Source organism: Streptomyces sp. NPDC004134 (genome assembly GCF_042874195.1).
GTDB lineage: Bacteria > Actinomycetota > Actinomycetes > Streptomycetales > Streptomycetaceae > Streptomyces.
In genome coordinates this window covers 1-25,876 of the sequence record NZ_JBIAMS010000013.1, presented here as the reverse complement: position 1 = coordinate 25,876, position 25,876 = coordinate 1, and the positions used below count along the sequence as shown (strand labels likewise).

Below are 25,876 nucleotides of genomic sequence, written 5' to 3'. Positions count from 1 at the left end.
GGCGCCACCCCGCCTCAGGCGGTCATGAACTCCTCGCGGACGACCCCGCCCGCCGTCGCGCACCATGTGGCCACGTCCATCGCGCCGGTCGCGGGCAGCCCGTGCAGTTCCTGCATCTCGGCCACCGCCTTCGTCGTCGGCCCGTTGTACTTGCCCGTGGCCTTCGCCAGATGCAGCTTGCGCACCAGCATCTGCTGCACCGCGAGCACCGCCTCCCCGCTGTGGCCCGTGCTCACCGGCACCGTCAGGGCCTCCCACGTGGCGTTGTCCAGCGTGCCGTCGTCCGCGACCGGCAGCCCCATCGTGCGCTGGAAGGTGTGCACCGCCTCCAGCGTCTCCGGCCCGTACGCGCCGTCCGCCTTCAGCTCGTACCCGTACGCGCGCAGCAGCCGCTGCGCCATCTCGACCGTGCCGCCCTTGCTGGACGTGTACGTGTCGGGCCAGGTGCGATCCGGGATCTCGTCCGGGCCCTGGCCGAGTACCTGCGCCACCTGCCGGCGCAGCGCCGGGAACTCGCGGTAGAACAGCGCGCCCGGGCACTGCGTGTCGTTGAAGTCCCAGTGGCCGAAGATGCGGTCCGCGCCGAAGCCGTACTGCGTGCCGATCGTCACGCACAGCCGCTGCAGCGAGAACACCAGCGCGGGCGGCGGGGTGTCGTTGACGTAGTGGCCGTCGTTCTCGATGCCTATGGCGCGCCTGTTCTCGCCGACCGCGTGCGCGCTGACGACCTGGTGGCCGCCGTCGGCCAGCGCCTCCAGGCTCTGGTGGCGGCCCTCCAGGACGTAGCCGCCGCGGCTGATGGTGAAGTGCTGGCCGCTGTCGATCCAGCCGTTGTCGTCCATGTGCAGATCCTGGATCTTGCGCGCCATGAAGACCGCGGCCTCGTACGAGTAGTCCGTGGTGTTCGGGAAGGCGGTGTGGTGGACGACGATCTTCGTGGTGGTGCCGGACGAGAGGGAGATGGTGCCGCCGGGCGGCCGGGCGCCCCAGTCCCCGGTGCCGATCACGTACGACGGGTCGTCGGCCGTCCGGCGCAGCGAGGCGCCCCCGTCGGCCGCGGCGCTGCCGCCGAGCAGCAGCGCGCCGCCCCCGCCTGCGACGAGCACGGCGCCGGCGCCTGCCTTGAGCGCGGTTCGCCGGGAGACATACACGGGCCCAGGTCGCATGGCGGTCCTCTCGCGGTTCGGCACGCTGCTCCGTGTACGTATGTGCAACGGACACCCTGTTTATCCGACCGCGTGTGCCAATGTCCAGACCACCAAGGTCAGTTGCGCCCGGAACCGGCCCCGCCGCCCGACCGCCGCGCCGGCCCGCCGCCCGCCCGCTCAGTCGCCCGGCTGCCAGGGCGGCGTCTGCCCCCACTCCCACTTCGGCATCGGGCCGGCCGTGGGCGGCGGGTCGTCGGCGGAGTAGACGAGCGCCATCCGCGTACCCCACTCGATGTAGTACGAGAACACCGCCCGGAACTCCGGGTCCGTGGGCAGCCCCACCTCGTCCGCGCTGTCCATCAGCAGCGCCACCCAGCGCCTGCGCTGCTCCTCGGTGATGTGCCGGCCGAGGTGCATGCGCGCCATGTGGTCGTGGCCGCCGCGCTCCGCGCTGTAGCGCTCCGGGCCGCCGAAGACCTCGGCGAGGAACATCGCCACGTGCTGCGGGTGTTCGTCGTCCATGCCCGCGAACACCGGTGCCAGGACCGGGTCCTTGCGTACGTGCCCGTAGAAGGTCTCGGTCAGCCGCAGGAACGCCTCGTCCCCGCCGGCCCACTCGTAGATGCTCGGGGTGTCCTCGCTCATGTCAGGTCCTCCGCGTCCTGTGCGTCCCCGCCGGCCGGTGCCCCGCCGGCGGGCGCCGGGTCCGCCGGCCGGTCGGGACCCTGGCCCCGTACGTGCCGTACGTGCTCCAGCGAGTCCCGCAGCTCTCGCAGCCAGTCGTCCGCGTGGCTCTCCACCAACCGTACGCACCACCCCAGCGCCTCGCTCCGGCTGCGTGCCACGCCCGCCGCGATGAGGGTGTCGAGCACCTGCCGCTGCGGCTGCCGCAGCCGCGTCATCACGGGCGCGGAGACGTTCGTGAAGATCTCCCGCCTCCCGCCGCACTCGGCGCCCCAGGACACCTTCCTGCGGTAGCGCCGCTCGGCCGCCCGCGCCACCGCCATCCGCTCCTTCCGCGTGCGCTCGCGGAACTCGGCGATGCGCCCGTCCAGCGCCGCGTCGCGCTCGGCGGGGGGCGCGTCCTTCGCGACCCCCGCGGGCTCGGGGATCGTGCCGACCACGCAGATCTCCTCGCGGTCGACGGTGATCTCGACCGGCGAGGCGTAGAGGCCGTCGGGCAGCCGCCCGGTGAGCCATCCTCGTATCTCGTCCGTGTCCTGCGATGTAATCATGTAATCGAGATTACGCCACCCTCCTGTGGAAGAGAACGGGCGGCCCGGCGAAATTCCCGCAAGAATCTTTGGCGGAGCATGTCGAGAACCGCCGGCCGGCCCCGACGTCTCCTGTGAGAGGCGCCCGCACCGGGTGCCGGGAACACGGGAAGTGAGAACCATGAAGTACCTGGTGATGATCTACGGTTCGCAGGCCGACTACGACGCCATGAACGGCACCGGCTCCGAGGGCCACCCCGCCTGGACCGAAAAGGATCTGCAGGCGATGTTCCAGCACATGGAGTCGATCAACAACGACCTCGCCGAGACCGGCGAGGTGCTGGAGGGCAACGGGCTGTCGGCGCCCAAGCAGGCCATCGTCGTCACCGACGGCCCCGGCGGTGCCTCCGTGGTCTCCGACGGCCCGTTCGGCGAGACCAAGGAGGTCCTCGCGGGCTACTGGGTGCTGGACTGCGCCAGCGACGAGCGGGTCACCGAGATCGCCAAGCGCGTCCACCAGTGCCCCGCCCCCGAGGGCTCCCCGCCCTCCGACGTCGTGATCCGCCCCATCCTGGAAGCGGCACCGGGCAAGTGAGCGCCCCTGTCGAGGACCTGCTGCGCCGCCACGCGCCGCAGGTCCTCGGCGCCCTCGTCCGCCGCTACGGCCACTTCGACGCCGCCGAGGACGCCGTGCAGGAGGCCCTGCTGGCGGCCTCCGGCCAGTGGCCGGAGCAGGGGGTGCCGGACAACCCGCGCGGCTGGCTCATCCGCGTCGCCTCCCGCCGGCTCACGGACGAGCTGCGCAGCGAGGAGGCCCGGCGCCGCCGCGAGGAGTCCGCCGCCGCGCTCACGCCCCGCGACGACTTCAGCGCCCCGCCGCCCGGGGAGGCGCGCCACCCCTCCGAGGACGACACGCTCACCCTGTTGTTCCTGTGCTGCCACCCCGTCCTCACCCAGCCGTCCCGCATCGCGCTGACGCTGCGCGCGGTCGGCGGTCTGACCACCGCGGAGATCGCCCGCGCCTTCCTGGTGCCGGAGGCGACGATGGCGCAGCGGATCAGCCGGGCGAAGAAGAGCCTGAAGGACGCGGGCGCCCGCTTCCGCCGGCCGGAGCCCGCGGAGCTGCCGGGGCGCTTCACCGCCGTCCTGCACGTGCTGTACCTGATCTTCAACGAGGGGTACACGGCCACCTCCGGCGCCGTCCTGCGCCGTGCCGACCTGGCCGCCGAGGCGATCCGCCTCGCCCGCGCCGTGCACGCGCTCGCGCCGGACAGCGGCGAGGCCGCAGGGCTGCTGTCGCTGATGCTGCTTTCCGACGCCCGCCGCGACGCCCGCAGCGGGCCGGGCGGTGCCCTGATCCCGCTCGACGAGCAGGACCGCGGGCGCTGGGACCGCGCGCAGATCGAGGAGGGCGTCGCCCTGGTCAGCCGCGCGCTGACGACCGCGGCCCTCGGCCCGTACCAGGTGCAGGCCGCCATCGCCGCCGTGCACGACGAGGCGGAGCGCGCCGAGGACACCGACTGGCGGCAGATCCTCGGGCTGTACGACCTGCTGGAGCGCCTCGCGCCGAGCCCCGTCGTCAGCCTGAACCGGGCGGTGGCCGTGGCGATGGCCGACGGGCCGCGCGCCGGACTCGACCTGCTGGCCAAGCTCGCGGACGACCCGCGGCTCGCGGAGCACCACCGTCTCGACGCCGTACGGGCCCACTTGCTGGAGCTGGCGGGGGAGACGGGGGCGGCGCAGGAGGCGTACGGGCGCGCGGCGGGGCGCACGCTGAGCGTGCCCGAGCAGCGCTATCTCCAACTGCGCGCCGCACGGCTGCGCTGACGGGCTGCTGCGCTGACGCCCGGCTGCGCTGAAGGCGACCGTGCGGACGGGCGGCCGCCCGGTCAGCGGGCGCCGAACCTGGTCAGGCTCGCGAGGGCCCGCCGCGCCGACTCCGCCAGCGGGTGCGCGGGGCCGTAGACGCGCTCCAGTTCGGGCAGGAGCGCGGACAACTCGCCGCCGGCCGCCGTGTGGTCGCCGAGCGCGAGCAGGAGCTGGGCGGTGCGGTGGCGCAGGCCGAGGGCGTCGGCCGGGTCGAGTCCCGCGTACGGATGCGTGAAGTACGGCAGCAGCGCGCGGTACTCGGCGAGCGCCGCCGCGGCCGCGCCGATCTGCTCCAGGCACTGGGCGGCCTCGTAGCGGTAGCGCAGCGCCTGCGGGTCGGCCTGGCCGGCCTCCGCGGCGCGCTCGTCCGCGAGCCGGCGCAGCTCCGGCAGTGCGCGCCGGTACTGGCCGTCGTCCATCAGCGAGGCCGCGTAGTGCCTGCGGATCATGCGGACCACGGTGGAGCCCTCGCCGTGGCGGGCGCTCGCCTCCGGCAGGATGCCGCCGAGGATGTCGACGGCCTGGGTGATGCGGCCGGCGTCGAGGAGCTGCTTGACCTCGTCCACGGCGGCGGCGAGGTCGGTGCCCGCCCGCGCGGGCGGCGCGCCCGCGGGCGTCGCGGAGGACGGACCGGCGGGCACGGGCGTCGCCGCGCCCCCGGGTGCTCCGAGCGCCTCCTGCGCGCCGGCCGGCCCGGCGGGACCGGCCGCGCGGCCTCCGGCGGGCGTCGCGGCCCGGTCCGGCCAGGGCGCGTGCGGGCGGCGGAAGGGCCGGGTCGGGTCGAGCATGCCCGCGGGGCGGCCGCCGTCGGGCGCGGGGAGCAGCGGCGCCAGCGCCTCGTACACGTCGTGGGCGGTCGCCGGCCGGTCCTGCGGGTCCTTGGCCAGCAGGGAGAGCACCAGCTCCGCCAGCTCCCCGGGCACCTCGGGACGCACCAGGCCCACCGGCGCGGGCGCTTCGTACAGATGGCGGTGGAGCACGCCGAGGGCGGTGGAGCCGGCGAAGGGCACGCCGCCGGTGAGAAGTTCGTGCAGCACCACCCCGAGCGCGTACAGGTCGGTGTACGGGCCGACGGCACCGCCCATCGCCTGCTCGGGCGCCATGTACGCGGGGGTGCCGATCGGCACCCCCGTGCGGGTCAGGCGGGTGGTGTCGGCGTCGAGGACGGCCGCGATGCCGAGGTCGAGCACGGTGACCGTGCCGTCCGGCCGGACCATGATGTTCCGCGGCTTGAGGTCCCGGTGGACGATCGGCACGGCGTGCACGGCGCAGAGCACCGCGCACAGTTGCGCGGCCACCGCCACGGCCCACTGCCAGGGGTACGGCTCATGCTCGGCGAGGTGGTCGGCGAGGTCGGCGCCGCCGACGTGCTGCATGACGAGGTACAGCTCGCCCGCGTCGCTGCCCGCGTCGTGCACCGTGACGAGGCCGGGGTGGTCGACCTGCGCGGTGGTACGGCACTCGCGGGTGAAGCGGCGGCGCAGCTCGTCCGCCTGCGAGCCGGTCGTCATCGTCTCGACCCGGAGCAGCTTGACCGCGACGCGGCGGTCGAGCGTCCGGTCGTACGCCTGCCAGACCTGGCCCATTCCGCCCTTGCCGATCGGGGTGGACAGCTCGTAACGGCCCGCGACGAGACGGCCGTTCACCGGCCGCCTTCCTGCTCGCGGCGGAGGAGGTCGCTCAGCTCGTCGAGTTCGGCGCGGACCCGGGCGGCGCGGGGCGCGTCCGGCGCGGGCGGCTGGGGCGCGGCGGGCTGGGGCGGCGCGGCCCCCGGCGGCGGTGGCGGGGTGTCGTGGGCGTACGGCCCGGGGCCCTGCGCGTACGGCGAGGGGTGCTGCCCGTACGGCGGCGGGACCGGCGCGCCCGGGTGCCCGTACGGCGGCACAGGACCGCCCGCGCCGAACCGCCGCCCGGCGGCCTCCCGGTGGTGCTGGATGTCGACCGTGAGGAACCACGGGACGACCGACACGATGAGCACGATCAGCAGGATCCCGCCCGTGTTCTCCCGCCACGCCGGCAGCTTCTGGCCGTCCACCGTGGCCAGCATCGCCAGCGCGCCGACGGCGACTGCGACGGAGGCCCAGAACAGCACCCAGTCCAGGCGCGTACGCCGCAGGATCGCCAGCCGCAGCATCGCCGCCCAGGCGAGCAGGCCGAGGCTGGCGACGGCCACGGCGGTGAAGACCACGCGCAGCACGACGCGCAGCGCGGGGGAGGCGGAACGCGGCTCCGGAGGGCCGTACATGCGGGTGCTCCTGTGCGGGACCGGTGGGGGTGCGGACCCCGGCGGCGGGAGAGCCGCCGCCGGGCGTGGGCAGGTGTGCGGAAATGGTGGAGAAAAGCGTACCTACGCGGGCGCGCGCGCGTGCCCCGCGGTCCTACCAGGGTTCGACGCTGCCCTCGGCCAGCCCGTCGTACAGCCCCTGCACCAGCCGGCCGCCGAGCCGCCCCGCCTCGCGCAGCGCGTCCTCGAACGCGGCCAGCGCCTGGAACAGCTCGCCGTGGCGCCGCTGTTCCGCGGGCGGCAGCCGGGGGAGCTGGAGCCGGCGTACGTCGAGGCGCGTGGCGGTGGAGGCGTGGCTGCTGGCCTGCCGGGCGTTGGCCGTACCGCGCAGGAAGCCGGCGAGGAACCAGGGGTCCACGGCCGCCGCGTCCGGCCGCAGCAGCGCCAGGTTGCGGCCGAGCGCGGCGCCCGCGGTGTCCTCGTCGACGACCCGGGCGATCCGCCCGCCGCCCAGCACGGGCACCACCACGTCCCCCGCCGCGACCAGCAGCGGCTCCTCCGCCGCCCCCTCCGGCAGCCGCCCGGAGGGCGCGGTGCCCCCGGCGACGTCGTGCTCGGTCAGCACCGGCGGCGCCGCGCCGCCCGGCGGCACCGCGCCCGCGCCGCCCATCCGCAGCTTCAGCGCGCCCGCCCTGGCCAGCTCGCCGACCGTGGTCAGCGGCGCCTCCCGGGCCGCGGCCCCGGCCGGGGGCGGCGGCGTCCGGTCGACGCTCAGCCGCAGGGCTTCGGCCAGCCGCTCCCGTACGTCGCCGAGCGCGGCCGCCGAGCCGTCCGCGGCGGCCGGCGGCAGGTGCCGGGCGGGCGTGAGGTCCACGTCGTCGTCGAGCAGGTCGACGACGGACACCGTACGCACCGCCCCCGGCTCCTCCGCGACCTCGCCGTCGCGGTCGAACGCGCGCCAGGCGGCGGTCACATCGGCGTGCAGCGGCGCCCAGCGGATCCGGTCCCGGCCGGTCCCGTAGCGCTCGGCGGCGTCCACGAACAGCAGCCGGAGCCCGCCCGCGGGCGCGGTCGCGCCGGGCTTCCTGAGCACCCACAGGTGCAGCGGCAGCCCGTACGGAACCGCCGCGCCCACCGGCAGCGCGACGACCGCCCGCAGCGCCCCGCGGCGCAGCAGCTCGGCGCGGACGCGGCGGCCGGAGCGGCGGGACGCGGCGGCGGGCGGCATGAGCAGGACGGCGGTGCCGCCGTCGCGCAGCCGGGCGAGCGCGTGCTGCACCCAGGCCAGCTCGGACTCGGTGCGGGCGGGCAGCCCGTAGCCGAAGCGGGGGTCGTAGGCGAGCTCGTCGTGGCCCCAGTTGCGCTCGTTGAACGGCGGGTGGCAGAGCACCGCGTCGACGGCGAGGTCCGCGAAGGCGTCGGCGCGCAGGCTGTCCGCGGCCGCGGCCCTGACCTCGGCGCCGGTGTGCAGCGCGAGCCGCAGCGCGGCGAGCGCGGCCAGGTCGGGGTCCGCCTCCTGCGCGTAGCGGGGGCCTTCGCCGGGGGCGGCGGTGAGCAGGGTGCCCGCGCCGCACGCCGGGTCGAGCACGGCCGCCCGCCGGTCGACGCCCGCGGTCGCGGCCATCAGCGACGCCGGCTCGGGCGGGGTCAGCGTGTGCTGCCGGGGGTTGGCTTCCAGATAGCGGGTGAGCAGGAACTCGTACGCGCGCGGGGCGCTGCCCGCCTCCGCGGCCAGCTCGCCCGCGCCGCGCAGGAGCGGCAGGGCGGCGGAGACGTCGTCGGGGATGTTCACAGGATGCTGTGAACCGAGCCGTGCGGCGAGCACCTCCCGCAGCGCGGGCGGCAGTCCCGCGGCACGGGCGGCGTCGGTCCCCTCGGCCAGCGCCAGCCATTCGGCGGGCCGTTCCCGTACGACGAGCAGCGCCGCCCCGGCGAGGGCGAGCCCGGCGGGAGCGCCCCCGGGGTGTGCCGCCACCTGCTGCCAGACCCGCTCGCGCAGCGGCACGGCACGGATCTTCCCCTGGCCGCGCAGCCACTCCTCGACCGCGGCGAGTTCGAAGGTGGGGCTGGCCTCGGTGCCGCCGACGGGGCGGGGGAAGTCCGTGTGCCGGCGCCGCCAGTTGCTGACGGCGGCCCGGCCGACGCCGGCGAGGCGTGCGATGCCGGCGGCGGTCACTGCGGTGTGCTCGTCCGGCACGGCGCCTCCTCGCGTGGTGCGGCCCTGCTGCGGCCCGGAGTTGTGAGCCACAGCATAGCCACACGCCTGCGGGAGCCTGTCCACGGCGTGAATAGAAGCTCGATGAATTCTTGTGTTGACGACGTTCACAGTCATCTCTAATGTTGCCCCCAGAGCCCCGAACGGGGGTTCGCCGATCAGGGGAGGGACCCATGTCCGCATCCGTCACCGCGCCCCGCCGCGGAGTTCTCGCCGTCGCCGGCGCCGTCGCCGCCGTGCTCGCCCTCGGCGGCCTCACCGCCTGCGGCTCCGAGGAGCCGAAGACCGAGAAGGCCGGCTCCGCCGCGCAGGGCGGCGGGAGCGGGAAGGACTCCGGGAAGGAGGACGCGCCTAAGGAGCAGGGCGGGGCGCTGGCCCCGGGCGACACCGCGGCCTACGACGACCTCAAGGCCACCGTCTCCGAGGCGTCGCCGTACGCCATCGACGAGATGGTCGAGGTCCCGGCAGGACACAAGCCCTTCGAGGTGACGGTCACGCTGGAGAACGTCGGGGACGCGAAGTTCGACCCGGCCATGACCCTCCTCATGGCCCGCGCGGGGGAGGAGGGCAACGAGGCCGAGGAGATCTTCGACGGCCAGGTCGGCGGCGGCTTCACCGGCACCGTGCTGCCCGGCAAGAAGGCCACGCAGAAGTTCGCCTTCTTCGTTCCCGACGGCGCGAAGAACCTCGATGTCGAGGTCGTCGTCGGCGACTTCGAGAAGGAGCCCGCCACCTGGAGCCTCCCGCTCTGAGGCCCGTCTCCCGGCGCGCCCGCCCCCGTCCGGGGGCGCCGGTGGGATGGCTCGGCCGCCGTCCCCGCCAGGCGGTACATTGCGCTCATGTCGATACCGCCGGGCCCGCCGCCGAATCCGTACCAGCAGAACAACCCCAACCCCTACGCACAGCAGCAGCCCCAGGGCTCGGTGCCGCAGCAGTATCCGTACGCACAGCCGACGATGCCCGCCGGTGTCCCGATCGCCGGCCAGCCCTCCGGCGGCCCGCCGGGCCAGCCGGCCGGCCAGCCCCCGGGGGCGCCGCCGCCCGGCTTCGGCGCCGCGGAGAAGAAGGGCGTGCCGGCCTGGCTGTGGGGCCTCGGGGGCGTCGTCGTCGCCTCCGCGGTGTGGGCGGGGGCGCTCTTCGCCACCGGCGGGTTCGACTCGTCGGAGGACCCCGAGCCGGTCCTCGGCTACCGGTTCGAGAAGGACCTCTGCGAGACCGTCGAGCTGAAGGCGTTCGACGAGCGGTACGACATCCCGGACGCCTCCGGCGGCGCCACCGGCTGGGGCTCGGAGCAGGACGCGCTGTCCCAGAGCTTCTGCAGTTGGAGCCTGACGGACCGCGACCAGGACCCGGACGACTACTCCAGCTCGTACGTCTCCGTCACCGCCATCTGGCACGGGGCGTCGGACCCCACGGGCGAGTTCGCCCCGACGTACAAGGGCTACGAGGACCGCTCGGACGCGGACTACAAGTACAAGACCGAGCCGGTGAAGGGCTTCGGCGAAGAGGCGTACCTCGTCCGGGAGAACGGCGAGGGCGACAGCAGCAGCCGCTCCATGAGCCTGGCCGTACGCGACGGCTGGTTCACCTACCAGATGGACTGGAGCTACTACGGGGGCACCGACTCCACCGACCCGCCGTCGCCCGACGAGGTGGAGCAGATGCTGAAGGACGAGACGAAGGCGGCCCTCGCCGATCTCGAGAAGTAGTCGGCGGCCGTGACAACGGGCCCGCGGCGGCAAGAAGTTGCCGGTCGGCGGGCGTAGCAGGGAACTGCCACCCGGAGCGGAGCCGACGCGCCCCGGGCGGCCCGGACACCGGAACGCGCCCGTACCGTCCGTGACGGTACGGGCGCGCGGGTGTCCGTAGCCCGTAAGGGGCTCAGCCCTGCTTGGTCTCCCAGAAGATCTTGTCGACCTGGGCGATGTAGTCCAGCGCCTTCTGGCCCGTGGCCGGGTCGGTGGACCCCTTGGCGGCGCTGAGGGCCTTGAGCGTGTCGTTGACGAGCTGGTGCAGCTCAGGGTACTTCTCGAAGTGCGGGGGCTTGAAGTAGTCGCTCCACAGCACCGAAACGTGGTGCTTGGCAAGCTCCGCGCGCTGCTCCTTGATGGTGGTGGCCCGCGCCTGGAAGTGCGGGTCGTCGTTCCCTTGCATCTTCTCCTGGATGGCCTTGACCGATTCGGCCTCGATACGGGCCTGGGCCGGGTCGTAGACGCCGCAGGGGAGGTCGCAGTGGGCACTGACCGTCACCTTGGGGGCGAACAGGCGAGAAAACATGGAAAGCAGCCGTCCTTCCTCGTGATCGTCTTCCAGGTGGGACATTACTCCGTGGGGAACGAAAATTCGCGAGTGCCCCGGAGGGCTTAGGTCAAAAGTCCAGTGGAAGGCTGGGCCTTGTGGACGACAGGCCGGAGGTGCATGCCCGATGCAGGGCCAGGTGAACGAGCGCAGGCACGACGCCGGGCGCCGAGGGCTGCAGCGCCTCGGCCTCGCGGCGGTCGACGGTCCGTCGATGGTGCCCACGCTGCGTCCGGGGGATCAGCTTGTCGTGCAGTACGGGGTGGCGGTGCGGCCCGGTGACGTGGCGGTGCTGCGCCATCCGTTCCAGCAGGATCTGCTGATCGTGAAACGGGTGGTCGCGCGCCGCGACGGCGGCTGGTGGGTGCTGGGCGACAACCGGTTCGTGGAGAACGACAGCCGGGAGTTCGGCGCCGTACCGGACGAACTGGTGGTCGCCCGCGCCCTCCTGCGCCTGCGCCCCCCGAAGGGCCTTCAGCGCTCGGTCCGCTCGGTCCCCGCGGCGGTCTCCTGGGCGGCGTCCGCGGTACGGCCGCTGGCCTGGCGCTTCCGGGCGCGATAAGCGGCGGAGCCGGCGAGGGGCCGCTGCCGCGGTTGCGGCGGGAGGGCACTTCGGGGTGCGTACGTTCCCCGCCGCTGCCGTCTCGCCTTCTCCCGCCTGCCGCGGCGGAGCCGGGCCCGCGGGTGGCCGTCAGTTTCCGGTGCGGTCCGCGTCCGGCGCGGTCTCGTGCGCGGCGTCCGCGGTACGGCCGTTGGCCTGGCGCTTCCGGGCGCGGTAGGCCGCGACGTTGGCGCGGGTGGCGCAGCGGTCGGAGCAGTAGCGGCGGGACCGGTTCGTCGAGGTGTCGAGGAAGACGTTGCGGCACGGCAGGGCCGCGCACAGGCCCAGGCGGTCGACGCCGAGGTCGGTGAGGTGCACGGCCAGTCCCATGCACGCCGCGGCGGCGAAGCCCGCCCCGGAGTTGGCCGACTGCTCCGCGATGTGCAGGTGCCACTTGGGCCGCCCGTCCTCGTCGCGGAAGTCGTGCCCGCTGACCTGCGGGCTGACCGGGAAGTCGATGAGCAGCGCGTTGAGCATGTCGACGGCGCGTACCTCGTCGCCCTCGTCGGCCGCCTCGAAGATCCCCCGCAGCCGCCCGCGCACCTGGCGCAGCCTGCTGACGTCGGCGTCCGTGGCCCGCCGGGTGAAGTTGCCGCTGTCCCGGAAGAGCTCCTTGGCCGCGTCCAGCGAGGTCAGCGAGTCGGTGCCGCGCTGCGGCTCCTCGGTGTTGACGAGGCGCACGGCCATATCTGAGTAATAGGCCAGTTCCACTTGTAGTCCTTACGAGCTCGGCTTATGCTGACGCGGCGGGGCCGTAATGGACGACCCCGTATAGAGGGTATTACGCAGCAGAGGCAGGGGAGGCAGCAATGGCCGGAACGACCGCCGCCGCAACGCCCGTGGGGGCCGACTGGCAGGGCTGGCAGGCGAGCTGGGACCGCCAGCAGGAGTGGTACATGCCGGATCGCGAGGACCGCTTCCGGGTGATGCTCGACGCCGTCGAGGCCCTCGTGGGACCCGAGCCCCGGGTGCTCGACCTGGCCTGCGGTACGGGCAGCATCAGCGCCCGGGTGCTGCACAGGTTCCCCGGCGCCCGCACTACCGGCGTCGACCTGGACCCCGCACTCCTCGCCATCGCGCGCGGCACCTTCGCGGACGACCCCCGTGCCGAGTTCGTCACCGCCGACCTCGCCAAGCCCGACTGGGCGGCGCGGCTGCCGCACGGCTCGTACGACGCGGTGCTCACCTCCACCGCGCTGCACTGGCTCTTCTCCGACCAGCTCGCCACGCTCTACGGGCAGATCGCCGGCGTCGTCCGCGAGGGCGGGATCTTCGTCAACGCCGACCACATGCCCGACCCCGCCACGCCCGCCATCAACGAGGCCGTGCGCAACTGGGGCAAGGTCCGCCAGGACCGCGAGCGGGCGGAAGGCGTGCTGGACTGGGCGGACTGGTGGCGCGTGGTCGCCGCCGACCCGGTGCTCGGCGGCCCCGCGGCGGAGCGCTTCGCGATATTCGGCGACCCGAACGACCCGAACGAGGGCCACGCCGACGGCGACGTCCAGGCGCCCGCCTGGCACGCCGAGACGCTGCGCGCGGCCGGCTTCGCCGAGGCCCGTACGGTCTGGGCGTCCGCGCGGGACGCGGCGGTGCTGGCGCTGCGCTGAGCGGCGGTGCCGGCGGGCGGCGTCAGCCGCGGTAGCGCAGCCCGTCCGCGAGCAGTCCGATCATGCGCCGCGTGTACTCCTGGTCGTCCGGGTCGATGATGCTGCTGAGCGCCTGCAGCAGGTCGCCGGGGGCCACGTCGGAGCGGATGCCGCCGGCCGCGGCGGCGGCGTCCAGCAGTTCGGTCAGGGCGGGGACGAAGCGCTCCTGGAAGTACCCGGGCAGGCTCTCGTACGCGCAGTCGCCGGAGTGGAGCGCGGCCTTCAGGCCCTGCTTGGCGGCGATGAACCGGGTGAAGCGGTGCAGCCACCGCGTCAGCGCCTCCACCGGCTCGTACTGCGCGGCGAGCGCGGGGGCGGCCGCGGCGCAGGCGTCGACCTCCTTGCGGAAGACGGCCGTGATGAGGTCCGAGCGCTGCGGGAAGTGCCGGTAGAGCGTCCCCGCCCCCACCCCTGCCTTCGCCGTGATGCGGCGTACGGGGGCGTCCACGCCCTCCGTCTCGAAGACCTCGGCGGCCGCGGTCAGCAGCGCGTCGAGGCTGCGCCGGACGTCCGGCCGCATGCGGCGGCCGGGGGCCGGCTCCCCCGTAGTGCTGCGCTCAGGCATGCGTGAAGTCCCCTTGCATGCAGTTGGACGACCTGCTCGCGGGCGCCGGGACGACCCTCGGCGACGACGTGCTGGACGAGATCGACGCCATCGTGCCGCCGGGCACGGAGGTCGGGCGGCTGGACATGGCGTACGACCCGCCGGCGATCCTGCACGCCGGGCTGCGGCGCCGGGCGCCGGGGGAGCGCGTCGCCGCCTGAGGCGTACGGGCCACAGGCCGCGGCCCGAACGCCGCCGCCCGTATGCGCCCGCCCGTACGCGCCGGCCCCGACAGTGCCTCCGTACGACGTGAAGCGGGGCCGCCCGGCACACCGCCGGACGGCCCCGCTCGCGGTTCTCCACGGCCCGTACGGCCGCCGCCCGCCGGGCGTGCGCCGTACGGGCCGCGCGGCCCGCTACCGCCGCGCCACGCCCTCCGCGCGCGCCGCCGCGGCGACCGCGCGCGTGATGGCCGGCGCCACCCGCTCGTCGAACGGTGACGGAATGACGCACTCCGGGCTCAGCTCGCCCGCGACCACGTCGGCCAGCGCCTCGGCCGCCGCCAGCTTCATGCCCTCGGTGATCCGCGAGGCGCGCACCTGGAGCGCGCCCGCGAAGATGCCGGGGAACGCCAGCACGTTGTTGATCTGGTTCGGGTAGTCGCTGCGGCCGGTGGCGACGACCGCCGCGTACTTGTGCGCCACGTCCGGATGGATCTCCGGGTTCGGGTTGGCCATGGCGAAGATGAACGCGCCCTCCGCCATCGTGGCCACCGCCCGCTCCGGCACCGTGCCGCCGGAGACCCCGATGAAGACGTCCGCGCCCGCGAGTGCCGACTCCAGCGAGCCCGTACGCCCCGCCCGGTTGGTCAGCTCCGCCAGCTCCCGCTTGGCGTCGGTCAGGTCCTCGCGGTCCGCGGAGACGATGCCCTTGCGGTCGGCGACGACCACGTCCCCGATGCCGGCCTCCACGAGGATCTTCGCGATTGCCGCACCGGCCGCGCCGGCCCCGGAGATCACCGCGCGCAGCTCGCCGAGCGACCGCCCGCTGAGCTTCGTCGCGTTGCGCAGCGCGGCGAGCGTGACGACGGCGGTGCCGTGCTGGTCGTCGTGGAAGATCGGGATGTCCAGGCGCTCCTGGAGCTTGCGCTCGATCTCGAAGCAGCGGGGGGCGGAGATGTCCTCCAGGTTCACCCCGCCGAAGGAGGGCGCCAGCCGCGCCACGGTCTCGACGATCTCGTCGACCCCGCGGCAGTCCAGCGCGACGGGGACCGCGTCCACGCCGCCGAACTGCTTGAAGAGGATGGCCTTGCCCTCCATCACCGGAAGGGACGCCTCCGGCCCGATGTCACCGAGGCCGAGGACCGCGCTGCCGTCCGTGACGACGGCGACGACCTGGGACTTCCAGGTGTAGTCGTGGACGAGCTCGGGCTGTTCCGCGATGGCGGTGCACACCTTGGCGACGCCCGGTGTGTAGGCGAGCGACAGGTCGTCCCTGTCGTTGACCGGCACGGTCGCCTGGACGGCCATCTTGCCGCCGCGGTGGAGGGCGAAGGCCGGGTCGAAGTAGTCGTCGTCTGGGCTGTCGGACGTATCCGTCCCGCTCGGAGGGTTGACGATCTCCGCTGCCACGTTGTTGACCCCTTAGTCACACGTCATAGAAAGAGGAACCACCCCTCTCGGTCGAGGGGTGGGCGGGCACGTGTCCGGCCGCCTGGCCGCGGAGTGAGCGCCATGGCCACGGTGAGGCCCGGACACCGGGCGCGCCGCACTCGCGCCCTGGGCCCCGGATTTGGGGTGTAAGTGTCCGTTGTACAGGAAGCCGAGCGCCCCGTGCGAGCAACTTCTCGAGACTGAGCGGAGCCGAATCGCATAGCCATGCGGAGGCTCGCATACTGCGAAATGATGCGATTCACGCCGTTTAGGCGGAATGCCGCAACGTGAGCTACGTCTCACTACCGAACCTGTTATCGGATTTTGACCCGGCAGCCTTCCTGAGCCGTGTCTTCCGGATGCAAAGATGCCGTCGTCGGCAGTCGTCGACATCCGCCCCAGGCGTACCAAACTGCCGCGTCCGGGGCCGTGAACTTCTGACCCCCGTTCACCCCCCGCAGGAGGATCCCGCAATGAGCCCTCGCACCACCCGGCGCACCGGAGCAGCCAAGTCTCGACTGGTGGCCGTCGGGGCACTCGCCGCCGCGGGGGCCCTCGTGCTCTCGTCCTGCGGCGACCAGACCGACGACGGGGGCGACAGCGGCGACGGCGGCGGCGAGACCAAGACCTCGTCGAACGCGGCGCCCGGCGCGCTGCCCAAGGCCATCAAGGACGCCGGCGTGATCAAGGTCGGTTCCGACATCGCGTACGCCCCGATGGAATTCGACCAGGGCGGCAAGCCGGCCGGCGTCGACATCGACATAGCCAACGCGCTCGGCGAGGAGCTGGGCGTCGAGTTCCAGTTCCAGAACAACGTCTTCGACAACCTGATCCCGTCGCTCGACTCCGGCCGCTTCGACATCATCATGTCGTCGATGACCGACAACAAGGAGCGCCAGGCCGAGGTCGACTTCGTCGACTACTTCTCCGCCGGCGTCTCCATCCTGGTCCAGAAGGGCAACCCTGACGGCATCTCCACGCTCGACGACCTGTGCGGCAAGACCGTCGCCTTCCAGCGGGGCACGGTCAGCGCGGACATCGCCAAGGCGCAGAACGAGAAGTGCGACAAGCCGATCAAGACGCTGCCCTTCACCAAGGACACCGAGGCGCTGCAGCAGGTGAAGCAGGGCCGGGCCGTCGCCGACCTGAACGACTTCCCGGTCGCCGCGTACAACGCCCGCGAGTCGGGCGGCGGCGACGACTTCGAGGTCGTCGGCGAGCAGATCGACGCCGCCCCGTACGGCATCGCGGTCGCCAAGGACAACGCCGAGCTGCGCGACGCGCTCGCCGAGGCGCTGGACGCGATCATCGAGAACGGCGAGTACCAGAAGGTGCTGGAGAAGTGGGAAGTCCAGCAGGGCGGCGTCGACAAGGCCACCGTCAACGGTGGCAACGAGTAACGACCGCCCGCAGCCGTTCCAGAGAGAAGTCCTCCCGTGACCGACCCGAACTCACCGGGCCCGGCCGACAAGCGACCGGCCGGGCCCGAGCTCTCGAAGACCGGCACCGCCACCGCGGTGCCGCCTGAGACGATCAAGGCGATACCCGTGCGCCACCCCTTGCGCTGGGTGAGTGCCGCGGTCGTCCTCACGCTCCTCGGGCTGCTCGTCTACGCCTTCGCCAACGCCAAGATCGAGTGGGGCGACGTCCCCGAGTACCTGTTCTCCGACCGGGTCGTCGAAGCCGCCGGGAACACGCTGCTGATCACCGTGCTCGCCATGCTGCTCGGCGTGGTGCTCGGCATCGTGCTCGCGGTCATGCGGCTCTCGGACAACCCGGTGACCTCGGCGTTCGCCAACCTCTACATCTGGTTCTTCCGCGGCACCCCGGTGCTGCTGCAACTGCTGCTCTGGTACAACCTCGGCCTCGTCTTCCAGACCCTCAACCTGGGTCCGCTCTACAAGAACGAGATGACCGACGTCATGACCCCGTTCGTGGCGGCGCTCCTCGGCCTCGGCCTCAACGAGGCCGCGTACATGGCCGAGATCGTCCGCGCCGGCATCCAGTCGGTCGACGAGGGCCAGACGGAGGCGTCGCACGCGCTCGGCATGAGCCGGGGCAAGACGATGCGGCGCATCGTGCTGCCCCAGGCGATGCGGGTGATCGTGCCGCCGACGGGCAACGAGTTCATCAACATGCTCAAGACCTCGTCGCTGGCGATGGTGATCCAGTACACCGAGCTGACGTTCGTCTCCAACGAGATCTCCGCGACCAACCTGAACCCGATGGAGATGTACATCGTCGTCGCCATCTGGTACCTGGCGATGACCAGCGTGTTCAGCGTGATCCAGTACTACATCGAGCGGCACTACGCCAAGGGCTCCGTACGCCAGTTGCCGCTGACCCCGTGGCAGAAGATCCGGCGGAGCGTCTTCTCCGGGCCGCGGCTGAGGGGAACGAGGTGAGCGCCGCCATGACGGCAATGGTCAGGGCCGAGGGCGTACACAAGTCCTTCGGGCTCACCCACGTACTCAAGGGCATCGACCTGGAGGTCGCGCCGCGCGAGGTCTTCTGCCTCGTCGGCCCCTCCGGCTCCGGCAAGTCGACCTTCCTGCGGTGCATCAACCACCTGGAGAAGATCAACGCCGGCCGGCTGTACGTCGACGGCCACCTCGTCGGCTACCGGCAGCACGGCAACAAGCTCTACGAGCTGAAGGAGAAAGAGGTCGCCGCGCAGCGCAAGGACATCGGCATGGTGTTCCAGCGCTTCAACCTCTTCCCGCACATGACGGCGCTGGAGAACGTCATGGAGGCGCCGGTCCAGGTCAAGCGGGAGTCCAAGGCGACCGCGCGGGAGCGCGCGCTGCGGCTGCTGGACCGGGTGGGCCTCGCCGACAAGGCGGCCGGCTACCCGACGCAGCTCTCCGGCGGCCAGCAGCAGCGCGTCGCCATCGCGCGGGCGCTGGCGATGGAGCCGAAGCTGATGCTCTTCGACGAGCCCACCTCGGCGCTCGACCCGGAGCTGGTCGGCGAGGTGCTGGACGTGATGCGCGACCTCGCGGAGTCGGGCATGACGATGATCGTCGTCACGCACGAGATGGGGTTCGCGCGGGAGGTCGGGGACGCGCTGGTGTTCATGGACGACGGCGCGGTGGTGGAGTCCGGCCACCCGCGGGACGTCCTGACGAACCCGCAGCACCAGCGGACGAAGGCGTTCCTGTCGAAGGTGCTGTGAGCCGCTTCCGGGTCCCGGGACCCGGGTGAGAAATTTCGCTCGGCGGGGCGGGGGCTGGTACGGCCCCCGCCCCTGGGCGTAACTTCATGGTCATGTTCGCCGCCTACGCAGCCCGCATCGACCGTGACGAGCCGCTGAACGGCCTGGAGTTGGGGGAGCGGCCCGCGCCGCAGGCCCCGCCCGGATGGGCCGTCGTCGACGTCAGAGCCGCCTCCCTCAACCACCACGACCTGTGGTCGCTGCGCGGCGTCGGACTCGGCGAGGACGCCCTGCCGATGATCCTCGGCTGCGACGCGGCGGGCGTCGACGCCGACGGCAACGAGGTCGTCCTCCACTCCGTCATCGGCCAGACCGGCCACGGGGTGGGCCCGAACGAGCCGCGGTCGCTGCTGACGGAGCGGTACCAGGGCACGTTCGCGGAGCAGGTCGCCGTCCCGGCCTGGAACGTCCTGCCGAAGCCGAAGGAGCTGAGCTTCGAGGAGGCCGCGTGCCTGCCGACGGCCTGGCTGACGGCGTACCGCATGCTCTTCACCAACGCGGGCGTACGCCCGGGCGACTCGGTCCTGGTCCAGGGCGCGGGCGGCGGCGTCGCCACGGCGGCGATCGTGCTGGGCGCGGCGGCCGGACTGCGGATGTACGCGACGAGCCGCGACGAGGCGAAGCGCAAGCGGGCGGAGGACCTGGGCGCGGAAGCCGCGGTGCCCCCGGGCACGCGCCTGCCGCACCGGGTGGACGCGGTCCTGGAGACGGTGGGCGCGGCGACGTGGTCCCACTCGGTGAAGTCCCTGCGCCCGGGCGGCACCCTGGTCATCTCCGGCGCGACGAGCGGCCCGAACCCTGCCGCGGTGGAGCTGCAGCGCATCTTCTTCCTGGAACTGAAGGTCGTCGGCTCGACGATGGGCAGCAAGGAGGAACTGGCGGGCCTGCTGAACTTCTGCGCGTCGAAGGGCGTCCGCCCGGTGATCGACACGGTGCTGCCGCTGGACCGCGCCCGGGAGGGCTTCGAGAAGATGGCGACGGGCGACCTGTTCGGCAAGGTGGTCCTGACCCGCTGAGCGCGCGGCTGAAGGGGCGGCGGTCCGGGAGGGCGCCGTCAGTCCATGCCCGGAGCGGCGGTCGGTAGGCCGACTTCCCGCGCGACCTCCAGCATCCGTTTGTCGTAGCTGATCAGCGAGTCGAGTGCGGGGCCGATCGTCTGCGCGCTGGCGACATGCAACGCGTCCAAGGTGCGTACGCGGCCGGGCAGGAGACCGGCGAGGTCGCGGACCTCCTCGGTGACCAGGACCTCGGTCAGGTCCCGCATGAGGTCCTGCATGGCGGTGGGGAAGCTGCCCATCTGGTCCAGGGTGCGCACGGTCTCGACGAAGCCGATCGTGCTCGTCGCCATGGGCGCCGCGGGCTTCGCTCCGAGGTACCCGCGGAGTTCGGCCGCGTGGCGGCGGCCGGCGACGAGGGTGATCACGGCAGAGGCGTCGAGATAGATCACCGGGGGTCGTCCTCGCGTTCGGCGAGCAGCACCGCCAGCGGGTCTGCGTCCTCGGGGACCTGGTAGCGCGGAAGCCCGGAGAGATCGGCGCTCGTCGCGGCCTTGAGGCGGATCTGGCCGCGCGACACCAGGTCGGCGTAGCGCTCCGCGGCACCCGAGGCGGGCAGCAGTATGGCGATCACGTTCCCGTGCCGGGTGACCTGGACGGCTTCGCCCTGCTCGACGCGAGCGAAGACCGCGCTGGGGTTGTACGAGAACTCGCGTACGGAAATCGCGCTCATCGATCGCTCCCTCCTGATCGCCAAGGTGTACCTACAGAAACTCCAGTGTACCTACATCTGGTCTGCTCGCGAGAGGGTGTCAACTTTGGTTGACATTGGCCTGGTGTCAACGTAGGTTGACGTCATGAGTGAGGCGACCGAGCTTGCCGAGCGGGCCGGGGGTGCCGATCCCCGGGAGGGGTTGCGGGCCGTGGCTGCGTTGCGGCGGCTGTTGGAGCAGTTGGAGGCCGTGCAGGTGCGGAGCGCGCGGAACCAGGGCTGGTCGTGGCAGGAGGTCGCGGCCGAGCTCGGGGTCAGCCGGCAGGCGGTACACAAGAAGCACGGGAGGCGCTGATGTTCGAACGGTTCACCCAGGCCGCCAGGGACCTCGTCCGCGGTGCGGCCGAGCGCGCGGAGCGGGACGGCGACTCCCACGTCGCCCCCGAGCACCTGCTCCGCCAGCTCCTCGCCGGGTCCGGGACCGAAGGGGCCGTCGCGCTGGCCGCCGCCGGGGTCGACAGCGAGGCGCGGCGGGCCGGGGTGCTGCGGGGGCTGGACGAGGCCCGGCGGCGCGGCGGGCTGACGAAGTCCGACACCGAGGCGCTGGCCGGCATCGGCATCGACGTAGCCGCCGTCGTCGACCACGTCGAGTCCGCCCACGGCCCCGGCGCCCTCGCCCGGCGGCGCGCATGGCGGCGGGGACGTACCAGGTTCGACGCCGAAGCCAAGGCCGTGCTGGAACGGTCCCTCAGGATCGCCCTGGGGCGCGGGGACAAGGCCATCGGCGACGAGCACATCCTGCTCGCCCTCGCCGCCGCTCCCGGCATCGCCGCCGAGGTCCTGGCCGACCACGGCGCCACGTACGCCGCCATCGAGGCCGCCCTGCCGGCCGTGCAGCGCGCGGGGTAGAAGCGACTCGGCGCCGCCCTCCTCGCCGCAATCCTCTTTGCGCGCACCGCCGCGCGGGTGGTGAGGTGGGGCGATGACCGACCACGACGACGCGGCCCTCCGGCCGTCGACCCTCGCCTGGGTGCGCGGGCACCTCGCGGCAGGGGAGCGGATCGTCCGTACCGAGGCGCTGCTCGGCGGCATCAGCGCCGAGGTGCGGCGGCTGACCGTCGCCGCGGCCGGCGGCGGCAGCCGCGACCTCGTGCTGCGGACCTTCGCCGGCCGGGAGCACGCCCCGGAGTGGCTGGCCCGGGAGGCCGCCGCGCTGACCCTGCTCGCGGGGACCGGCGTGCCGGCTCCCCGGCTGGTCGCGGTGGATCAGGCCGCCGCGCACTGCGAGCACCCGTCGCTGCTGATGACGCATCTGCCGGGCCGTACCGCCCTGGACGACGAAGGGCTGGAGGCGCGCGTCCCGTTGCTCGCCCGCCAGCTCGTGGCGATCCACGCGCTGCGGCCCGCCGAGCGGCCCGTGGCGTACGAGACGTCGACGACCGCCGAGACCGTCGTCGTACCGAACAACGCCGACACGGCGGCATGGGCCGCGGCGATCGACGTGATCCGTGAGCCCCCGCCGGCCGGCGAAGGCCGCTTCCTGCACCGGGACTTCCATCCCGGCAACGTGCTGTTCGACGGAGCGCCCGCCGGCCCCGACTCCGTCCGGATCACCGGCGTCGTCGACTGGGCGCAGCCCTCCTGGGGACCCGCGGATCTCGACGTGGCGCACTGCGCCACCAATCTCGCGCTGCTGCACGGCCCCGCGTGGGGTCTGCGGTTTGCCGGGGCGTACGAGGAGGCGGGCGGGGCACTGGCCGCCGAGCGGCGTGCGCGGCGGTACTGGCTGGTGCGGGACGCGCTGTCGTTCTCGGAGGAAACCGAGGTGGTGTCGGTGCCGTGGCGGGAGGCGGGGCGGACGGAGCTGACGACGGAAGCGGTGGAGGGGCGGCTGGATGCGTATGTCGTGGCTCTGATGGGCGCGTTGCGCTGAGCGGGCGTGCGCGGGGGCGCGGGCCCGTTTCGGTGTGCGCCGGGCCCGCGCTTCCCGTTCCGTACGCGGTCATCCGCCCGACCGGGCGGTCACATGCCCGCCAACTGCCCGCCGTCGACCACCACCGTCGCACCCGTCTGGAACCCCATGTCGTCCGACGCCAGCCCCAGCGCCGCCGACGCCATCTCCTCCGGCGTCGCCATCCGCTTGAAGGCGTCGATCCCCTGCCGGCCGAACTCCGCCTTCCGCGCCGCCCACTGCTCGTCCGTGTCGCCCGGTGGCCGGTGCACGTCCAGCATCGGCGTGTCCGTCATCCCCGGCGCCAGCGCCACCACGCGGATGCCGTGCGTTCCGTTCTCGATCGCCGCCGCCTGCACCAGGCCCGTGACGCTGTTCTTGCTCGCCGTGTACGAGCCGAGGCCCGGGCGCGTCGCGTACTGGTTGGACGATCCGGTGACGAGGATGACGCCGCCCCCGCGCGCCCGCAGGTGGGGGATCTCGTACTTCATCGCCAGGAAGATGCCGCGGGTGTTGGTCAGCGTGACGTCGTCCCAGTCCGCCACCGAGACCTCGTGTAGGTCGGTGAACGGCTTCTGGATCCCCGCGTTGTTGAGGGCGATGTCGAGGCCACCGTACTTCTGCGCCACCGCGTCGACAAACCCCCGCACCTCCTCCGGTTTGCGCACGTCGGCCCTGACGTACGTCGCCTCGCCGCCCGCCTGGCGGATCCGCCGCTCGACGTCCTGCCCCAGGTCCCGGCGCCGCCCGCAGAACCCGACCCGCGCGCCCTCCGCGGCGAACGCGATCGCCGCGGCCCGCCCGATGCCGGAGGTGGCGCCGGTGACGAGGACCGTCTTCCCTGCGTACCTGCGGCCCTTGCCCCGCTGCCCGCGTTCCTGCGCCGAAGCCGTCCGGGCGCCGGCCCCGAGGCCCACCCCCGCGGCGGCCATCGCCGCTGCCGCCCCGCCCAGTACGTGCCGCCGACCCACCGACCCACTGCTGCCGTCCTGCATGTGCTGTCCCTCCTCGACCTGCGGTACGGCTCCACCCTCCGGCCCGTACAGCGCGCGCCGCATCCGCCGCCCGGCGGCGGTGCGCACCGACCAACGGCGGTGGCGGGCCGGGGCCGACCCCCGACTTTCGTCGAATGTGCGTGTCAGTGGGGCTGTTTACGATGCCGGTATGTCCACCGCCGAACGGCCCGTGCGCCGCGCACTGCTGACTCCGCCGCAGCTCCGGCTGCTGCTGGCGGCGGGGTTCGTCTTCGTCGTGTTCAAGTCGGTGCGCGCGGCGCTGACCGAGCAGGCGGGGCTCCTCACGTCGCCGGCGGCGAGCACCGTCGTGGCCGGCGCGCTGTGCGCGGTGCTGCCGCTGTGCCGCCGGATGCCGGTGGCGGTGGTGGCGGTGACCGGCGCGGGGTTTCTGCTGGAGAGCCAGGTCTGGCCGGTGTTCATCGCGCTGTACGGGGTCACGCTGTGGCGGCCGCGGGGTACGGCGACAGCGCTGACCGGCGCCGTCTTCGTACCGGCCGCGTTCGGTCCGTTCCGCGAGCTGGTGAACATGCCGCAGGTCGTGCTCTTCCCCTGCGCGATCCTCGCCGTGCCGCTGGCCGTCGGCCTGGCCGTGCGCAGCCAGCGCGACCTGGCCGGCTCGCTCGCGCGGCAGTTGGAGCACCTGGAGGCGGCGAACCGGCTGCGCGACGAGCAGGTGCGGATGGCCGAACGCGCAAGGATCGCCCGCGAGATGCACGACGTGCTCGCCCACCGGCTCAGCCTGCTCGTCCTGCACACCGGCGTGCTCCAGCGCCGCGGCGAAGCGGTCCCCGAGCCCGTACGCGAACGCCTCGACCTGCTCCGTACGACGAGCGCGCACGCCCTCGACGACCTGCGGGACCTGCTGGGGGCGCTCCGCGACCACGAGGGCCCGGTCCCGCTCGCCCCCACGGCCGACGACCTGCCCGCGCTCATCGCCGAGTCCGAGCGTGCGGGCACGGGGGTCCGCGCCCGCACCGACGACCTGGCGGGCCTGCCCGCCGCCGTCCGCCTCGCCGCCCACCGCATCGTGCAGGAGGCCCTGACGAACGCCCGCAAGCATGCCCCCGGCAGGCCGGTCGACCTCACGGTGACGGTGACGAGGACGCGGGTCGTGATACGCGCGGAGAACGAGTGCGGGGTGGCACCGGAGCCGCAGGACGGCCCGTCGCGGGGCTACGGCCTGGTGGGCATAGCCGAGCGGGTGGCCGCCCTGCACGGCGAACTCACCACGGGGCGCACCGGGGAGGGCGGGTTCGTGCTCACCGCGGAACTGCCCGTGCCCGTACACCCGGTGGAAGAGCCTGCTGCGCTCAGCGCGGTGGCGGTGCGGTGATCCGGGTCCTGGTCGTCGACGACGACGCCTTCGTGCGCGCGGGGTTGAGAGACCTGGTCGCCACGGACGAGGGGCTGGAACTCGCCGGGGAGGCGGCGGAGGGCGCCGCGGCGGTGGCGGCGGCGCGCAGCCGGCGGGTCGACGTCGCCCTGGTGGACATCCGCATGCCGGGGATGGACGGCATAGCTGCCACCGCGGCGCTGTGCCGGCTGCCGGATCCGCCGGCGGTGATCGTGCTGACGACGTTCGACCTGGACGAGTACGTCTACGGCGCGCTGGCGGCGGGCGCGGCGGGCTTCCTGCTCAAGGACACGCCGCCGGACGCCATCCTCCAGGCGATCCACGTGGTCGCGGCGGGCGCAGCGATGCTCTCCCCGACGGTCACGCGCACGGTGATCAGCCGCTTCCACCGCCCGGAGGCGGGCCGCAGCCAGGCGGCGAGGGAGGCGGCGGCACGGCTGACGCCGCGGGAGCGGCAGGTGCTGTCGGCGGTGGCGGACGGGATGACGAACGCGGAGATCGGGGCGATGCTGGGGCTGCGGGAGTCGACGGTGAAGGCGCACGTGAGCCGGATCCTGGCGGAGCTGGGGGTGACGAACAGGGTCCAGGCGGCGCTGGCGGCGCGGGATCTGGCCGGGTGAGGGGGCGGCGACTCGGGGGCCGGTGTGGATGGGCGGTCGAGCGGGGGGGTGCGGGGTGGGACGGGCGCCTGGGGCGGGGCCGGCCGGGGGCCCGGAGCCGCCGGGGGTCTGGGGCCGCCGGGAGCGCGGAGGCCCGAGAGCCGGGGCCGGGGCGGGCCTGCTCGGGATACCGCTAGCCGGGTCGAGCTGGGAGCGTGGCTGCGCGCGGGTTCGAGGTGGGCGCGGTAACGGGGTTGAGGCCGGGGGGCGTTCGTGGGGTGGGCCGGGGACGGGGCTGAGGCATTGGAGCATGGCACGGGGGCGGCCCGGGGCCGTGCGCAGGTTGGGGGGCGTACGGGGTTGGCGTGACCGTAGAACGCGGGGGAACCGAGCCCCGGGGGGCCGCGTCGGGGTGAAGGGGCGCGGCGCCGAACGCTGGCCGAGGAGAGGCTGCCTGCACGTAGGTGGGCGAAAGTCGCCCCAGGCGGGCGTTTTGCGCGGATCCGGTGGGTGGGTTTCCACGTATTCAGGTTGCGTCCTGGGAAGTGGTGTACGGGTTCGACCTGATCCGGGGGATTGCTCCGGCATCGGGATGAGGCCCGCATAGTCGAGCGGCCACCGGCT

At 73.5% G+C, this 25,876-nt stretch carries 28 protein-coding genes and 1 pseudogene; 16 read left to right on the top strand and 13 right to left on the bottom strand.

Annotation, left to right across the window (positions count from 1 at the left end; all coding sequences use genetic code 11):
• Nucleotides 1-14: 14 nt before the first annotated feature.
• The 3 genes from ACFYVJ_RS17835 to ACFYVJ_RS17825 form a co-directional block, all read right to left on the bottom strand.
• Nucleotides 15-1,166 (bottom strand): peptidoglycan-binding protein, encoded by a 1,152-nt coding sequence (locus tag ACFYVJ_RS17835; protein ID WP_388892379.1) that lies wholly within the window; start codon nt 1,164-1,166, stop codon nt 15-17.
• Nucleotides 1,167-1,325: 159 nt separating this feature from the next.
• Nucleotides 1,326-1,793 (bottom strand): group II truncated hemoglobin, encoded by a 468-nt coding sequence (locus tag ACFYVJ_RS17830; protein ID WP_388892377.1) that lies wholly within the window; start codon nt 1,791-1,793, stop codon nt 1,326-1,328.
• Nucleotides 1,790-2,383 (bottom strand): hypothetical protein, encoded by a 594-nt coding sequence (locus ACFYVJ_RS17825; RefSeq protein WP_388892375.1) that lies wholly within the window; start codon nt 2,381-2,383, stop codon nt 1,790-1,792. The genes ACFYVJ_RS17830 and ACFYVJ_RS17825 overlap by 4 nt, the downstream gene beginning before the upstream one ends.
• A gap of 160 nt (nt 2,384-2,543) precedes the next feature.
• Between ACFYVJ_RS17825 and ACFYVJ_RS17820 the strand changes: the two genes are divergently transcribed.
• Both ACFYVJ_RS17820 and ACFYVJ_RS17815 read left to right on the top strand, forming a co-directional pair.
• The gene (locus tag ACFYVJ_RS17820) at nt 2,544-2,957 is read left to right on the top strand and encodes a YciI family protein (protein WP_388892373.1); all 414 of its coding nucleotides are present in this window, start codon (nt 2,544-2,546) and stop codon (nt 2,955-2,957) included.
• Nucleotides 2,954-4,189, top strand: a complete 1,236-nt coding sequence (locus ACFYVJ_RS17815) for an RNA polymerase sigma factor (RefSeq protein WP_388892371.1) — start codon at nt 2,954-2,956, stop codon at nt 4,187-4,189. Before ACFYVJ_RS17820 ends, ACFYVJ_RS17815 begins: the two co-directional genes overlap by 4 nt.
• Nucleotides 4,190-4,251: 62 nt before the next feature.
• On the opposite strand, the gene ACFYVJ_RS17810 is transcribed toward ACFYVJ_RS17815, so the two are convergent.
• The 3 genes from ACFYVJ_RS17810 to ACFYVJ_RS17800 form a co-directional block, all read right to left on the bottom strand.
• Nucleotides 4,252-5,877: a serine/threonine-protein kinase gene (locus ACFYVJ_RS17810; RefSeq protein ID WP_388892369.1), complete on the bottom strand. Its 1,626-nt coding sequence runs from the start codon at nt 5,875-5,877 to the stop codon at nt 4,252-4,254.
• Nucleotides 5,874-6,476 carry a hypothetical protein gene (locus ACFYVJ_RS17805; RefSeq protein ID WP_388892367.1) on the bottom strand — a complete coding sequence of 201 codons (603 nt, stop codon included), beginning with the start codon at nt 6,474-6,476 and terminating at the stop codon, nt 5,874-5,876. The genes ACFYVJ_RS17810 and ACFYVJ_RS17805 overlap by 4 nt, the downstream gene beginning before the upstream one ends.
• 133 nt (nt 6,477-6,609) lie before the next feature.
• Nucleotides 6,610-8,652, bottom strand: coding sequence for an N-6 DNA methylase (locus ACFYVJ_RS17800; protein ID WP_388892365.1), 2,043 nt, complete (start codon nt 8,650-8,652; stop codon nt 6,610-6,612).
• A gap of 191 nt (nt 8,653-8,843) precedes the next feature.
• On the opposite strand from ACFYVJ_RS17800, the gene ACFYVJ_RS17795 reads away from it, so the two are divergent.
• Nucleotides 8,844-9,422, top strand: coding sequence for a DUF4352 domain-containing protein (locus tag ACFYVJ_RS17795; RefSeq protein ID WP_388892363.1), 579 nt, complete (start codon nt 8,844-8,846; stop codon nt 9,420-9,422).
• Nucleotides 9,423-9,509: 87 nt separating this feature from the next.
• Entirely contained in the window at nt 9,510-10,379 is an 870-nt protein-coding gene (locus ACFYVJ_RS17790; RefSeq protein ID WP_388892361.1) for a hypothetical protein, read from the top strand.
• Nucleotides 10,380-10,551: 172 nt separating this feature from the next.
• Here the strand turns inward: ACFYVJ_RS17790 and sodN are convergent, their stop codons facing one another.
• A complete protein-coding gene (gene sodN, locus ACFYVJ_RS17785) occupies nt 10,552-10,947 on the bottom strand; it encodes a superoxide dismutase, Ni (protein WP_047020362.1) in 396 nt (131 codons plus the stop codon).
• 148 nt (nt 10,948-11,095) lie between these two features.
• Between sodN and sodX the strand changes: the two genes are divergently transcribed.
• On the top strand, nt 11,096-11,530 hold the full coding sequence (gene sodX / locus ACFYVJ_RS17780) for a nickel-type superoxide dismutase maturation protease (RefSeq protein ID WP_388892359.1): 435 nt from the start codon (nt 11,096-11,098) through the stop codon (nt 11,528-11,530).
• A 129-nt stretch (nt 11,531-11,659) separates the two neighbouring features.
• Here the strand turns inward: sodX and ACFYVJ_RS17775 are convergent, their stop codons facing one another.
• The gene (locus ACFYVJ_RS17775) at nt 11,660-12,256 is read right to left on the bottom strand and encodes a CGNR zinc finger domain-containing protein (RefSeq protein ID WP_388892357.1); all 597 of its coding nucleotides are present in this window, start codon (nt 12,254-12,256) and stop codon (nt 11,660-11,662) included.
• Between the two features lie 122 nt (nt 12,257-12,378).
• Here ACFYVJ_RS17775 and ACFYVJ_RS17770 point away from each other — a divergent pair, with 122 nt between their 5' ends.
• Nucleotides 12,379-13,176: a class I SAM-dependent methyltransferase gene (locus ACFYVJ_RS17770; protein ID WP_388892355.1), complete on the top strand. Its 798-nt coding sequence runs from the start codon at nt 12,379-12,381 to the stop codon at nt 13,174-13,176.
• A gap of 22 nt (nt 13,177-13,198) precedes the next feature.
• On the opposite strand, the gene ACFYVJ_RS17765 is transcribed toward ACFYVJ_RS17770, so the two are convergent.
• Entirely contained in the window at nt 13,199-13,780 is a 582-nt protein-coding gene (locus ACFYVJ_RS17765; protein WP_388892353.1) for a TetR/AcrR family transcriptional regulator, read from the bottom strand.
• A 23-nt stretch (nt 13,781-13,803) separates the two neighbouring features.
• Between ACFYVJ_RS17765 and ACFYVJ_RS17760 the strand changes: the two are divergent.
• Nucleotides 13,804-13,980, top strand: a pseudogene (locus ACFYVJ_RS17760) (aldo/keto reductase); the annotation flags it as partial.
• 195 nt (nt 13,981-14,175) lie between these two features.
• Here ACFYVJ_RS17760 and ACFYVJ_RS17755 read toward each other — a convergent pair.
• Complete coding sequence (locus ACFYVJ_RS17755; protein WP_388892350.1) at nt 14,176-15,390, bottom strand: NADP-dependent malic enzyme; 1,215 nt, start codon at nt 15,388-15,390, stop codon at nt 14,176-14,178.
• 494 nt (nt 15,391-15,884) lie between these two features.
• Between ACFYVJ_RS17755 and ACFYVJ_RS17750 the strand changes: the two genes are divergently transcribed.
• From ACFYVJ_RS17750 to ACFYVJ_RS17735, 4 genes are all read left to right on the top strand, one after another.
• On the top strand, nt 15,885-16,811 hold the full coding sequence (locus ACFYVJ_RS17750) for an ABC transporter substrate-binding protein (protein WP_388892347.1): 927 nt from the start codon (nt 15,885-15,887) through the stop codon (nt 16,809-16,811).
• 36 nt (nt 16,812-16,847) lie between these two features.
• Nucleotides 16,848-17,816 (top strand): amino acid ABC transporter permease, encoded by a 969-nt coding sequence (locus ACFYVJ_RS17745; RefSeq protein WP_388892344.1) that lies wholly within the window; start codon nt 16,848-16,850, stop codon nt 17,814-17,816.
• Between the two features lie 17 nt (nt 17,817-17,833).
• Complete coding sequence (locus ACFYVJ_RS17740) at nt 17,834-18,586, top strand: amino acid ABC transporter ATP-binding protein (protein WP_388892644.1); 753 nt, start codon at nt 17,834-17,836, stop codon at nt 18,584-18,586.
• 92 nt (nt 18,587-18,678) lie between these two features.
• Entirely contained in the window at nt 18,679-19,641 is a 963-nt protein-coding gene (locus tag ACFYVJ_RS17735) for a zinc-binding dehydrogenase (RefSeq protein WP_388892341.1), read from the top strand.
• Between the two features lie 38 nt (nt 19,642-19,679).
• On the opposite strand, the gene ACFYVJ_RS17730 is transcribed toward ACFYVJ_RS17735, so the two are convergent.
• Entirely contained in the window at nt 19,680-20,072 is a 393-nt protein-coding gene (locus tag ACFYVJ_RS17730; protein WP_388892339.1) for a type II toxin-antitoxin system VapC family toxin, read from the bottom strand.
• A complete protein-coding gene (locus tag ACFYVJ_RS17725) occupies nt 20,069-20,353 on the bottom strand; it encodes a type II toxin-antitoxin system Phd/YefM family antitoxin (RefSeq protein WP_388892336.1) in 285 nt (94 codons plus the stop codon). Before ACFYVJ_RS17725 ends, ACFYVJ_RS17730 begins: the two co-directional genes overlap by 4 nt.
• Before the next feature lie 124 nt (nt 20,354-20,477).
• Between ACFYVJ_RS17725 and ACFYVJ_RS17720 the strand changes: the two genes are divergently transcribed.
• From ACFYVJ_RS17720 to ACFYVJ_RS17710, 3 genes are all read left to right on the top strand, one after another.
• A complete protein-coding gene (locus ACFYVJ_RS17720) occupies nt 20,478-20,687 on the top strand; it encodes a helix-turn-helix domain-containing protein (RefSeq protein WP_125937010.1) in 210 nt (69 codons plus the stop codon).
• Nucleotides 20,687-21,241, top strand: coding sequence for a Clp protease N-terminal domain-containing protein (locus tag ACFYVJ_RS17715; RefSeq protein WP_388892332.1), 555 nt, complete (start codon nt 20,687-20,689; stop codon nt 21,239-21,241). Before ACFYVJ_RS17720 ends, ACFYVJ_RS17715 begins: the two co-directional genes overlap by 1 nt.
• A 73-nt stretch (nt 21,242-21,314) precedes the next feature.
• Nucleotides 21,315-22,265, top strand: a complete 951-nt coding sequence (locus tag ACFYVJ_RS17710) for a phosphotransferase family protein (RefSeq protein WP_388892329.1) — start codon at nt 21,315-21,317, stop codon at nt 22,263-22,265.
• 89 nt (nt 22,266-22,354) lie between these two features.
• Here ACFYVJ_RS17710 and ACFYVJ_RS17705 read toward each other — a convergent pair whose 3' ends face one another.
• A complete protein-coding gene (locus tag ACFYVJ_RS17705; RefSeq protein WP_388892326.1) occupies nt 22,355-23,365 on the bottom strand; it encodes an SDR family NAD(P)-dependent oxidoreductase in 1,011 nt (336 codons plus the stop codon).
• 82 nt (nt 23,366-23,447) lie between these two features.
• Between ACFYVJ_RS17705 and ACFYVJ_RS17700 the strand changes: the two genes are divergently transcribed.
• Entirely contained in the window at nt 23,448-24,632 is a 1,185-nt protein-coding gene (locus ACFYVJ_RS17700) for a sensor histidine kinase (RefSeq protein WP_388892323.1), read from the top strand.
• On the top strand, nt 24,629-25,273 hold the full coding sequence (locus ACFYVJ_RS17695; RefSeq protein WP_388892320.1) for a response regulator: 645 nt from the start codon (nt 24,629-24,631) through the stop codon (nt 25,271-25,273). Before ACFYVJ_RS17700 ends, ACFYVJ_RS17695 begins: the two co-directional genes overlap by 4 nt.
• The last annotated feature ends 603 nt before the right edge of the window (nt 25,274-25,876 follow it).

Excerpts from the sequence above, each read along its gene's own strand:
- ACFYVJ_RS17735 (WP_388892341.1), top strand. The coding sequence starts at position 18,679 with ATGTTCGCCGCCTACGCAGCCCGCATCGACCGTGACGAGCCGCTGAAC.
- ACFYVJ_RS17825 (WP_388892375.1), bottom strand. The coding sequence starts at position 2,383 with ATGATTACATCGCAGGACACGGACGAGATACGAGGATGGCTCACCGGG.
- ACFYVJ_RS17710 (WP_388892329.1), top strand. The coding sequence starts at position 21,315 with ATGACCGACCACGACGACGCGGCCCTCCGGCCGTCGACCCTCGCCTGG.
- sodN (WP_047020362.1), bottom strand. The coding sequence starts at position 10,947 with ATGTTTTCTCGCCTGTTCGCCCCCAAGGTGACGGTCAGTGCCCACTGC.
- ACFYVJ_RS17805 (WP_388892367.1), bottom strand. The coding sequence starts at position 6,476 with ATGTACGGCCCTCCGGAGCCGCGTTCCGCCTCCCCCGCGCTGCGCGTC.
- ACFYVJ_RS17720 (WP_125937010.1), top strand. The coding sequence starts at position 20,478 with ATGAGTGAGGCGACCGAGCTTGCCGAGCGGGCCGGGGGTGCCGATCCC.
- ACFYVJ_RS17795 (WP_388892363.1), top strand. The coding sequence starts at position 8,844 with ATGTCCGCATCCGTCACCGCGCCCCGCCGCGGAGTTCTCGCCGTCGCC.
- ACFYVJ_RS17765 (WP_388892353.1), bottom strand. The coding sequence starts at position 13,780 with ATGCCTGAGCGCAGCACTACGGGGGAGCCGGCCCCCGGCCGCCGCATG.
- ACFYVJ_RS17790 (WP_388892361.1), top strand. The coding sequence starts at position 9,510 with ATGTCGATACCGCCGGGCCCGCCGCCGAATCCGTACCAGCAGAACAAC.
- ACFYVJ_RS17770 (WP_388892355.1), top strand. The coding sequence starts at position 12,379 with ATGGCCGGAACGACCGCCGCCGCAACGCCCGTGGGGGCCGACTGGCAG.
- ACFYVJ_RS17715 (WP_388892332.1), top strand. The coding sequence starts at position 20,687 with ATGTTCGAACGGTTCACCCAGGCCGCCAGGGACCTCGTCCGCGGTGCG.
- ACFYVJ_RS17700 (WP_388892323.1), top strand. The coding sequence starts at position 23,448 with ATGTCCACCGCCGAACGGCCCGTGCGCCGCGCACTGCTGACTCCGCCG.
- ACFYVJ_RS17835 (WP_388892379.1), bottom strand. The coding sequence starts at position 1,166 with ATGCGACCTGGGCCCGTGTATGTCTCCCGGCGAACCGCGCTCAAGGCA.
- ACFYVJ_RS17725 (WP_388892336.1), bottom strand. The coding sequence starts at position 20,353 with ATGAGCGCGATTTCCGTACGCGAGTTCTCGTACAACCCCAGCGCGGTC.
- ACFYVJ_RS17820 (WP_388892373.1), top strand. The coding sequence starts at position 2,544 with ATGAAGTACCTGGTGATGATCTACGGTTCGCAGGCCGACTACGACGCC.
- ACFYVJ_RS17775 (WP_388892357.1), bottom strand. The coding sequence starts at position 12,256 with ATGGCCGTGCGCCTCGTCAACACCGAGGAGCCGCAGCGCGGCACCGAC.
- ACFYVJ_RS17750 (WP_388892347.1), top strand. The coding sequence starts at position 15,885 with ATGAGCCCTCGCACCACCCGGCGCACCGGAGCAGCCAAGTCTCGACTG.
- ACFYVJ_RS17740 (WP_388892644.1), top strand. The coding sequence starts at position 17,834 with ATGGTCAGGGCCGAGGGCGTACACAAGTCCTTCGGGCTCACCCACGTA.
- sodX (WP_388892359.1), top strand. The coding sequence starts at position 11,096 with ATGCAGGGCCAGGTGAACGAGCGCAGGCACGACGCCGGGCGCCGAGGG.
- ACFYVJ_RS17830 (WP_388892377.1), bottom strand. The coding sequence starts at position 1,793 with ATGAGCGAGGACACCCCGAGCATCTACGAGTGGGCCGGCGGGGACGAG.